Below are 9,700 nucleotides of genomic sequence, written 5' to 3'. Positions count from 1 at the left end.
GCGCAAGCACTTATGGGGGGCACAGGCCAGGGGGTAGCGACTGTTTAGCAAAAACACAGGGCTCTGCTAAGTCGGCTTCAAGACGACGTATAGGGTCTGACGCCTGCCCGGTGCCTGAAGGTTAAGTGGAGGGGTGCAAGCTCCGAAATGAAGCCCAGGTAAACGGCGGCCGTAACTATAACGGTCCTAAGGTAGCGAAATTCCTTGTCGGGTAAGTTCCGACCTGCACGAATGGCGTAACGACTTCCCCACTGTCTCCAGCACATGCTCAGCGAAATTGAATTCTCCGTGAAGATGCGGAGTACCCGCGGTTAGACGGAAAGACCCCGTGCACCTTTACTGCAGCTTCAGAGTGGCATTAGGAAAGAATTGTGTAGCATAGGTGGGAGGCTTTGAAGCCAGGGCGCCAGCCCAGGTGGAGCCATAGGTGAAATACCACCCTGTTGTTTTCTGATGTCTAACCTCGAACCATGAAACTGGTTCAGGGACCCTCTGTGGCGGGTAGTTTGACTGGGGCGGTCGCCTCCCAAAGAGTAACGGAGGCGCGCGAAGGTTGGCTCAGGCCGGTTGGAAACCGGCTGTTAGAGTGCAATGGCATAAGCCAGCCTGACTGCGAGACTGACAAGTCGAGCAGAGACGAAAGTCGGTCATAGTGATCCGGTGGTCCCTCGTGGAAGGGCCATCGCTCAACGGATAAAAGGTACGCCGGGGATAACAGGCTGATAACCCCCAAGAGCTCATATCGACGGGGTTGTTTGGCACCTCGATGTCGGCTCATCACATCCTGGGGCTGGAGCAGGTCCCAAGGGTTTGGCTGTTCGCCAATTAAAGTGGTACGTGAGCTGGGTTCAGAACGTCGCGAGACAGTTTGGTCCCTATCTGCCGTGGGCGTCGATATTTGAGAGGAGTTGACCCTAGTACGAGAGGACCGGGTTGAACATACCTCTGGTGGACCTGTCGTGGCGCCAGCCGCGCAGCAGGGTAGCTATGTATGGACGGGATAACCGCTGAAAGCATCTAAGCGGGAAGCCTCCCTCAAGATAAGATATCTTAGAGCGGTCGAAGACCACGACCTTGATAGATCGGATGTGGAAGTGGGGTAACCCATGGAGCTAACCGATACTAATTGCTCTATTCGCGCTTCGAGAACCCCACCATCAACATCAATCCTGATGTCCAATGGTGGCGGATCTACATACAGCATCAAATATCTGCACGGTTTCTAGAACAATGATACGCGGTCCACATAGCTTGGTGGCCATAGCGTCTGTGACCCACCCGATCCCATCCCGAACTCGGACGTGAAACCAGACTGCGCCGATGGTACTAGCGCTTAAGCGGTGGAAGAGTAGGGCGTCGCCAGGCTTTGTCGACCGCGTATCCATACCCATTCATAATGACACTCAGGCCTCAGGCCAAAACCTGACATCCTGATACCTCCTTGGCGCGGGGTGGAGCAGCCCGGTAGCTCGTCAGGCTCATAACCTGAAGGCCGCAGGTTCAAATCCTGCCCCCGCAACCAACTCAAATATACACCACCACCCCAACATCCACCCCGGTAGCTCAAGCGCACCGGGCTCCGCTCGTTTCCGGGCACTCCATTGTCGATGGTGCGGCAAGGATCGTTCGCTCGTGGGCGAAGGCTTCACTACACATTAGCTCGCATGATATGCGAGCTCCGCTTCCTCCCGCATCGGACGTCCGAAAAGCGGCTTAGGTCCGACTATCCCCGAGCAACATTTGGCGCTATCGCCCGATCGGGCCGGCGCGAACTCGCGCAATCCGCCAAGCGACGAAGGATGCAGAAATTATGAGCGACGAGACCCCCATGGATCAGGAACTCACGCTGAAAGGCGCGATCTGGACAGCGCCAGAATTGACAGTCATCGACCTTTCCGAAGCGACGGAAACGTTCAACGGTGGCGCCGGGGATAGCAATACCGGCAGCTGAAACGCCCGCCCGGGCTCCACAACAACACTTCCCACAAATCCACCTGCGAGAAGGGCCGGTTTCGGCTATGCTCGCAATATGATGTTGATTTTTCTCACGCCAGTGACGGCCAGGACATGAGCCTCTCCCTTTGGCAGGGGGGGCTCGTGGCGCTGCTCGTCACGGTGGCGATGGAGATGGTCGCCTGGGCGGTGCATCGCTATGTCATGCACGGACCCGGATGGGTTCTGCATCGCTCCCACCATGTTCGCTCCGGCGGGTGGCTCGAGCTCAACGATCTGTATGGCCTGTTCTTTGCGGTGGTAAGTGTTGCGCTTCTCATGAGCGAACCGTTCGACAGCCCCGGCTACTGGATCGGGGTTGGAATGACCCTGTACGGAGCGCTCTACGCCGTGTTGCACGACGGACTCGTGCATCGTCGCCTGCCGCTGCATTTCGATCGGATGAATGGCTATTTCCGTCATCTCGTCCGCTCGCACCATCTGCATCATGCAACCCAGGGGCGTGACGGAGCCGTGTCCTTCGGTTTCCTTTATGCGCCGCCGCTCAGGACGCTGGCGGAGCAGCTACGCCATAACCGGCAGCGCCGTCGTGGATGATGTTCCGCCAACTCGCGGCCTCATGCTCGCGGGCCTCGTGCTCGGGAGCTGGGCCGGTCTGCATATCTGGTCGGTCTTCCTGATCGATGTCGGTGAGACGCCGCTGTGGATGACGGCGTCGGTTATCCTGCTGCTGTGCTGGCTCAGCGTGGGGCTTTTCATCGTCGCGCATGACGCGATGCACGGCTCGCTTGCACCGGGGCTGCCGGCATTGGGCCGGGCGATCGGACGGCTGTGCCTATTCGTCTATGCGGGCTTTTCCTTCGATCGGCTGTTGCCGAAGCATATGGCGCACCACCGCCACGCCGGTACGGCCGAGGATCCCGACTTTCACGCGCCCGCGCCGCGCAGCGTCTTACGCTGGTACGGCGCCTTTTTCCGCCAATATTTCGGCCTGCGCGAACTCGCGGTGATGTCGGCGATCATTGGCGTCTATCTGTTCCTGTTCGGCGCCCGCTACGAGAATCTGTTGCTGTTCTGGGCGCTGCCCTCGATCCTGTCTTCGATGCAGCTGTTCTTCTTTGGCACCTATATGCCGCATCGTGCGGGGGATGATTTCGTTGACCGGCATCGGGCACGCAGCGCCGATGTGCCTGTCTGGGCGTCGCTGCTCAGCTGCTACCATTTTGGGTATCATCACGAGCATCACCGCTGGCCGCACGTCCCATGGTGGGGCCTGCCGGCGGCGCGGCGGCGGGCGATAGCTGACGCGGCCAGGCGCTCAGGCGGCGGCGCGTAGCAAAGACCGCGCTACGATTGCCAGCTTGCGTGGCGTCGAGAGGACCACTCGCTCATCCCAGGCCCGGGCACCCCGCGCCGCTACTTCCCGGCCGATGCCGCCATAGATCGACCGGGCGCTGTGGATCGCCCAGCGCGAGCGAAAGTCGAGGCGGGCGATCCCCGCCATCGCCCGCTCCTCATACAGCAGCGAGAGGTCGACGATGCGCCCCACAAGCGCCACCAGTGCATCGCGCCGCGTCGGGTTCATCGGATCGGCGGGATCGACCCCGAATTCCTCCATCCAGGCACTCGGCAGATAGCATCGGCCGCCTGCATGATCCTCGGCCACGTCGCGCGCGATATTGCCCAGTTGGAAGGACAGGCCGAGTGCGCAGGCGGTGTCCAGCGTGGCGTCGTCGTCGGGGTCGACCCCCATAACGACCGCCATCATGCAGCCGACCGTGCCCGCGACATGATAGCAATAGCGCAACAGATCGGCCTCGGTCTCGGGCGTCCAGCCTGCACAGTCGAGCGCAAACCCCTCGAGATGGTCGTCGATATAGCGGACCGGGAGACGCCGCTCGGCCGCGACCGAGGCGAGCGCGCGATAGGGGGCTGCAACCGAAACATCCCCTGCCAGCGCGCGATGCGTTTCCCGGCGCAGTTCCTCGATGACGTCAGCGTCGCTGGGGCTCAGCGCACCGCCCAGTTCCTGCCCATCGCAGAGATCGTCGCAATGTCGGCACCATGCGTAAAGCAGCCACGCTCGCTCGCGCGTGGCGCGGTCGAAGAGCTGGCTGGCCATGAAGAAGGAGCGCGAGCCGAGCCGGATCGTCGATCCGGCCCATGCGACCAGATCTTCGCGGCCTGGCAATGCCCCCTGCTGCAGGCCGCTTGTCATTCGGCAAGGTCTTCGATCATCAGGGCCGCGGTGGCTTTCGCGCTTCCCACGACGCCGGGAATGCCCGCGCCTGGGTGGGTGCCCGCCCCGACGAAATAGAGGCTGCCTATGTCGGGATCGCGATTGTGGACGCGGAACCAGGCGCTCTGGGTGAGCACCGGCTCCAGGCTGAAGGCCGAGCCCAGATGCGCGGCCAGGTCGTCGCGGAAATCGAACGGCGTATAATGGAACATCGTCGTGATCCGCTCGCGCAGGCCGGGCATGAAACGCTGCTCTAGGATCGACAATATCTGATCGCGATACCGCGGCCCCTCGACCTCCCAGTCGACATTGGCCTTGCCCAGATGCGGCACCGGCGCGAGGACGTAGAAGGTCGAGTGACCGGCAGGGGCCATCGACGGGTCGGTGGCCGTTGGATGGTGAAGATAGAGCGACGGGTCGGCGGCGAGCTTTCCGCCCTTGTAGATGTCGTCGAGCAGCCCACGATAGCGCGGACCGAAGACGATAGAATGGTGCGGTACGTCGGGCCAGTCGCCGGTCGTGCCGAAATGCACCACGAACAGCGATGGCGAGAAGCGCTTGGCCTTCAGCTTGCGCTGCTTGCGCTCGTCGCTGAGCAACCCGTAGGTCGAAACCACGTCGGCGTTGGAGGCGACCGCGTCATAGCGCGCGCTGTGTCCGGAGCGCGTGATCACGCCGCGCGCGCGGCCTTCTCCGGTGCCAATGTTCACGACCGGATCGTCGAGCCGCAGCACACCGCCCAGCCGTTCGAAATGCCGCACCATGCCGCGGATCAGTGCGTTGGTGCCCCCCTTCGCGAACCAGACGCCGCCATCCTTTTCTAGCTTGTGGATCAGGGCATAGATGGCGCTGGTCGTCATCGGGTTGCCGCCGACCAGCAGGGTGTGAAAGGAGAAGGCTTCACGCAGCTTCTCGTTGCGGATGAAGCTCGACACCATCGAGTAGACCGACCGCCAGGCCTGATAGCGCGCCAGCTGCGGGGCGGCCCTGAGCATCGAGGCGAAGTCGAGAAAGGCGACCGTGCCGAGCTTGCGATAGCCTTCCTCGAAGACGCCCGCCGAATAGTCGAGAAAGCGGCGATAGCCTGCAACGTCGGCGGGATCGAGCGCAGCGATCTGACGCTCGAGCGCCGCATCGTCATTGTCATAGTCGAAGGTCGATCCGTCGGGCCAGGACAGACGGTAGAAGGGCTGTACGGGGACGAGGTCGACATCCTTTGCCATGTCGGCGCCACTCAGCGCCCAGAGTTGCTGCAGGCAATCCGGATCGGTGATGACGGTCGGCCCGGCATCGAAGATATGGCCGTCCTTTTCCCAATAATAGGCCCGGCCGCCCGGCCGGTCGCGCGCTTCGTAGATCGTGGTCGCGATCCCCGCCGACTGGAGCCGGATCGCGAGCGCCAGGCCGCCGAAGCCCGAACCGATGACCGCTGCCGTCTTCATGCCCGGCCTCCGATCGCGGAGAGCGCCGCAAGGATGCCGACCGGCGGCTTTCCGCTGAGGGTACGCAACTTGTCGAGCGCGGTCAGACGCGCGGCGTAGAAGCGGGCCACGCTCGCCTCGGGCAGGTGATAGAAATGCTCGAGCACGCGATAGCGCTGTGCGGGTGGGGCGGCGTGGAAGAGCATGCGGTTCAACATCCTGTAGAAGCCGCGTTCACGCCAGAGGCGCTTGGCACGGTCGTGGAGCAGCCGTCGGAGCCCCGACGTGGTCATATCGGATGCCTCGGTCAGCAGCATCGCATTGGCTACCGCATCCGGCACCGAATAACCTGTGGTAGGATGGAAGAAGCCGCCACGCATCCCAATCCGTCCTAACGGGCAGTCGTCCGGCCAGAGCGCTTCGAGCCTGCCCCCCAGGACGATCGGCAGCACGCCCGTCTCCTCGCCTACCGTCTCGAACGTCCGATCGATCCGATCCTCGACATAGGCGTCGATCCGCTGCCGCAGCAAAGGGACGTCCAGCGTTGGATCGAGGCTGTAATAGGTATCCTCGACCAGCAATTCGGTGGCGGTGAAGGGAAGGAGATAGACGAAGCGATAGCCATCGGACTGATCGACCTCGGCGTCCATGATCATCGGCTCGGCCACGCCATGGGGCGTGGCGAAGCGCAGGTGGCGGCCGACGAACTTCTGCCAACCCAGCGGAAGTCCGTCGATCGGACCGCCGCCGCGCGCGTCGACCACCGCGTCGGCGGCAATCGTCTCGCCATCGGACAGCCGGACGCCCTCCGGCGTCACCTCGACTGCGTCCCGGCCCAAGCGCAAGGACTCGGCGGGCAGGGTCCGGAGCAATATGTCGTGAAGTTTGGACGACCGCAGGCTGTTGTAGCCTAAACGCAGCTGCCGCTGCCTCGCCGGGAAGGCGATGCGGTGCGAGGGCCAGCGCGTCGGGCCCACCGCGTCGACGAGCCAGCGATGGGCGGCGTCCACGTCCTGATCGAAGAACGACCAGATGTGGTTGCCACCGAAGGACGCATCCCGTTCGATCAGGATTGGCTCCACATCGCCCCTTCTCGCATGGAGGGCGAGTGCGCTAAGCCCTCCGGCGAGGCCGCCGCCCAGAAGCAGGACACGCCGTTTCATGCAGCGCTCCGTATCGTTTCACGGCATGGGCAGGCGGAAAGAAGGGCAGGAAGATGGCGAAGCGCGGATATCAATGGACGGCCCTTATCGTCGCGGCGGCATTCGGCACGGAGGCCGGCCATGCCGCTACCGCCGAGCTTCGGCTGTGTCTGGAGGGACTGCGTAGCACGCGAGGCATGGTGCGCCTATGCCTGGCACGCGAGGTGGCGGCTTTTCCCGACTGCAAGGAAGGGGCTTCGGTCCGTCGGGAAATGCCGGTCGGCGCTGGGCCTGAACATTGCTTCACCCTGACCGCGCTCCAACCCGGGCTCTACGCCATTTCGCTTTTTCATGATGAGAATGCGAATGCGCGCCTCGACAAGACAATGTCCATTCCCCGGGAAGGTTTCGGCTTCTCGCGAAATCCCAAGATCGGCTTTGGCCCGCCCCGGTTCGATGCGGCACGCATCGATGTGAAGGCCGGACAGAATAGTGAGACGATCAAAGTCCGCTATCTGCTCTGAATCAGGCACCTGTACCTTAGGGCATTGGAACCGGAGCGAGGATCGGGCCGTTGCTCTCAGCCTGGTGCTGGTTTGGTGGCCACCGAGATAGCATGTTTCCACCGGCCGGAATGGCACAAGACACGGGGGAAGATCAGCCGAGGGTTGAAGATCTGAGAAATAAGGTCAGTGCGCGGGCGCAGGTTTGCAATCGCGCTCTTCTTCTTGATCAACACCGATCGAATCGGGGAGAAGTCTGCGGCAGGAAGGTCCGGGCGAGGGAGCAAGTCCTGGACTACACCGATCGCTTCGCCGATCACAGTGGGCGCCAGTCTACCATTGTCTCAGCCCTCTCGACTTGAAGCGAGAAGTAGGGTTATTCTGCAGACGATTATCTCGGGGGCCATCAAGCCGGCAGCAGGCCACTTGTTCATTCGCTTCAGCGAGGTGCCGATGTCCGTCCTGCCGCTATCGACAATCCTCGCCGGACCGACCGCAGAGCGGCTGCCGCATCTGAAGGTCGTGCTGGCTGCTCCGCGTGGCTTCTGTGCAGGAGTCGTGCGTGCCATCGATGCGGTGACCGATGCCATCGCCCATCACGGGGCGCCCGTCTATGTACGCCATGCCATTGTCCATAACCGCGCGGTGATCGGGGATCTCGAGCGACGCGGCGCAATCTTCGTGGAAGAGCTTTCCGACATACCCGAGGGCGAGGTTGCAATCCTGTCCGCCCATGGCGCGCCCCGGCGCGTCTGGCGCGAGGGGCGTGATCGGGCGTTGACGCTGGTCGACGCGACCTGCCCCCTGGTTGCGAAGGTCCATCGCGAGGTGATCCGTCATCAGCGGGATGGCCGCCACATCGTGTTGATCGGCCATGCCGACCATCCCGAGATCATCGGAACGCTCGGCCAGATCCCGCCCGAGGGCGCAACCGTGGTCCACAGTGTCGCGCAGATAGCGGATCTTCCCCAGCCTTCCGACCATCCGATGGCCTATGCCATTCAGACGACCTATTCGGTCGAGGATGCGAGCCTGCTGGTAGAGGCGCTGCGGGTGCGCTTCAGCGATCTGGCCGAACCGCGCAGCAGCGATATTTGCTACGCCACCACGGCCCGACAGGCGGCTGTCCGGCACCTTGCAGGCACGGTCGACGCCATGCTGATCGTGGGAGAGGATTTCTCGTCCAATGCCTGCCGGCTCGCCGATACGGCGCGCGCCGCCGGATGCGCGTCGGTTCAACTCGTCGCGACCTGCGATGCGATCTGCTTTCAAAGTCTCGAAGGATGCGCCATCGTCGGCGTGTCCGCCGCCGCATCGACGCCAGCGGACAGCGTCGACCAGGTTCTTTCCGCCTTGGCCGGGAGATTCAGGCTCTCGATCAGCGAGATGGATGCGGAGGCGGAGTCGATGACCTTCAAGCGGGTGGCCGTTGTATGACGATCGAGATGTTGACCGACCAGGACCTGCCGGCCGCGATGCGGCAGATATCGGATTCTGTCGACGCGGTGTTCGCCGACATATTGGCGACCCCGCCCGGTGCGAGCGAGCGACTCTACGAAGCGATGCGCTATGCCGCGATCGGTGGCGGCAAGCGGATGCGGCCGCTGCTGGTGGCTGCCTCGGCGCGGTTGTTCGACGTCGCGCCGCAAAATGCACTCCTCGCCGGCGTTGCGGTCGAATGCGTCCATGTCCATTCGCTGGTCCATGACGACCTGCCATGCATGGATGACGACGATCTCCGCCGGGGCCGGCCGACGCTGCACAAGCGGTTCGACGAGGCGACGGCAGTGCTTGCGGGAGACGCGCTGCTGGCGCTCGCTTTCGGGCTCCTGGCGCGGCCCGAAACGCATGCCGATCCTCTGGTGCGTGCCGAACTGATTTCGACGCTCGCCTCCTCGGCTGGCGCGTCGGGAATGGCCAGCGGACAGATGATGGACATGGCCGCCGTCGATACGACGCTCGACAAGGACGCGGTCGTCCAGCTTCAGCAACTGAAGACCGGCGCGATGATCGGCTGGTGCGTGGGCGCAGGCGCGGCTCTCGGCGCGGCCGATGCCGACCAGCGTGCGGCGCTGTCGCACTACGCCCAATGTGTCAGCCTCGCCTTTCAGATCGCCGATGATCTGCTCGACGTCGAGGGCGATGAACGCACCGTGGGCAAGCGACTCCGCAAGGACGACGAACAAGGCAAGCAAACCCTCGTTCGCATGCTTGGACGCGACAGTGCGCGCAGCTATGCGAGCGACCTCATCGACCGCGCGGTATCCAGCCTCGAACCTTTCGGACCGTCGGCCGAGCTGTTGCGGTCGATCGCCCATTTCAGCATCCATCGGGATCGCTGACCGCTGCGTCGTTGCGGTCGCGGCAATGACGGCGCCCCTTTGCGACATTGAAATCGGCCGGGCACCGGTCATCACTCCCGCAGCGGCCATCTGGGCCGGC

General features: G+C 63.1%; 9 protein-coding genes, 1 tRNA gene and 2 rRNA genes (1 of these 12 running past the window's edge). 9 read left to right on the top strand and 3 right to left on the bottom strand.

The annotated features are described in order from the left end of the window. From G6P88_RS08950 to G6P88_RS08925, 6 genes are all read left to right on the top strand, one after another. Positions 1-1,145 (top strand): 23S ribosomal RNA (locus tag G6P88_RS08950) (it extends 1,644 nt beyond the left edge of the window). Between the two features lie 105 nt (positions 1,146-1,250). Beyond that, a 5S ribosomal RNA gene (gene rrf / locus G6P88_RS08945) occupies positions 1,251-1,365 on the top strand. An 80-nt stretch (positions 1,366-1,445) separates the two neighbouring features. Continuing rightward, positions 1,446-1,522: transfer RNA gene (locus G6P88_RS08940), tRNA-Met, on the top strand. Positions 1,523-1,810: 288 nt separating this feature from the next. After that, positions 1,811-1,951 carry a hypothetical protein gene (locus G6P88_RS08935; protein ID WP_165322836.1) on the top strand — a complete coding sequence of 47 codons (141 nt, stop codon included), beginning with the start codon at positions 1,811-1,813 and terminating at the stop codon, positions 1,949-1,951. A 116-nt stretch (positions 1,952-2,067) separates the two neighbouring features. After that, on the top strand, positions 2,068-2,550 hold the full coding sequence (locus tag G6P88_RS08930) for a sterol desaturase family protein (RefSeq protein WP_165322835.1): 483 nt from the start codon (positions 2,068-2,070) through the stop codon (positions 2,548-2,550). 22 nt (positions 2,551-2,572) lie between these two features. Beyond that, positions 2,573-3,289, top strand: coding sequence for a fatty acid desaturase (locus tag G6P88_RS08925; RefSeq protein ID WP_165322834.1), 717 nt, complete (start codon positions 2,573-2,575; stop codon positions 3,287-3,289). Here G6P88_RS08925 and G6P88_RS08920 read toward each other — a convergent pair. Genes G6P88_RS08920 through crtY form a run of 3 tightly spaced genes read right to left on the bottom strand, consistent with a single transcriptional unit; the run spans position 3,272 to position 6,776 of the window. Beyond that, positions 3,272-4,171, bottom strand: a complete 900-nt coding sequence (locus tag G6P88_RS08920) for a phytoene/squalene synthase family protein (protein ID WP_165322833.1) — start codon at positions 4,169-4,171, stop codon at positions 3,272-3,274. The genes G6P88_RS08925 and G6P88_RS08920 overlap by 18 nt on opposite strands. Continuing rightward, entirely contained in the window at positions 4,168-5,634 is a 1,467-nt protein-coding gene (locus G6P88_RS08915) for a phytoene desaturase (protein WP_165322832.1), read from the bottom strand. Before G6P88_RS08915 ends, G6P88_RS08920 begins: the two co-directional genes overlap by 4 nt. Continuing rightward, positions 5,631-6,776 carry a lycopene beta-cyclase CrtY gene (crtY, locus tag G6P88_RS08910; RefSeq protein WP_165322831.1) on the bottom strand — a complete coding sequence of 382 codons (1,146 nt, stop codon included), beginning with the start codon at positions 6,774-6,776 and terminating at the stop codon, positions 5,631-5,633. Before crtY ends, G6P88_RS08915 begins: the two co-directional genes overlap by 4 nt. A 53-nt stretch (positions 6,777-6,829) precedes the next feature. On the opposite strand from crtY, the gene G6P88_RS08905 reads away from it, so the two are divergent. The 3 genes from G6P88_RS08905 (at position 6,830) to G6P88_RS08895 (ending at position 9,600) form a co-directional block, all read left to right on the top strand. Beyond that, entirely contained in the window at positions 6,830-7,279 is a 450-nt protein-coding gene (locus G6P88_RS08905) for a DUF2141 domain-containing protein (protein WP_165322830.1), read from the top strand. A 204-nt stretch (positions 7,280-7,483) separates the two neighbouring features. Beyond that, entirely contained in the window at positions 7,484-8,695 is a 1,212-nt protein-coding gene (gene ispH / locus G6P88_RS08900; protein WP_206335906.1) for a 4-hydroxy-3-methylbut-2-enyl diphosphate reductase, read from the top strand. Positions 8,696-8,703: 8 nt separating this feature from the next. Continuing rightward, complete coding sequence (locus G6P88_RS08895; RefSeq protein ID WP_226946790.1) at positions 8,704-9,600, top strand: polyprenyl synthetase family protein; 897 nt, start codon at positions 8,704-8,706, stop codon at positions 9,598-9,600. Positions 9,601-9,700: the final 100 nt, after the last annotated feature.

Origin of the sequence: Rhizorhabdus phycosphaerae (assembly GCF_011044255.1) — a bacterium.
Lineage (GTDB): Bacteria > Pseudomonadota > Alphaproteobacteria > Sphingomonadales > Sphingomonadaceae > Rhizorhabdus > Rhizorhabdus phycosphaerae.
Note: the sequence above shows the minus strand (reverse complement) of the source record. Positions and strands in the feature narration are given on the sequence as shown.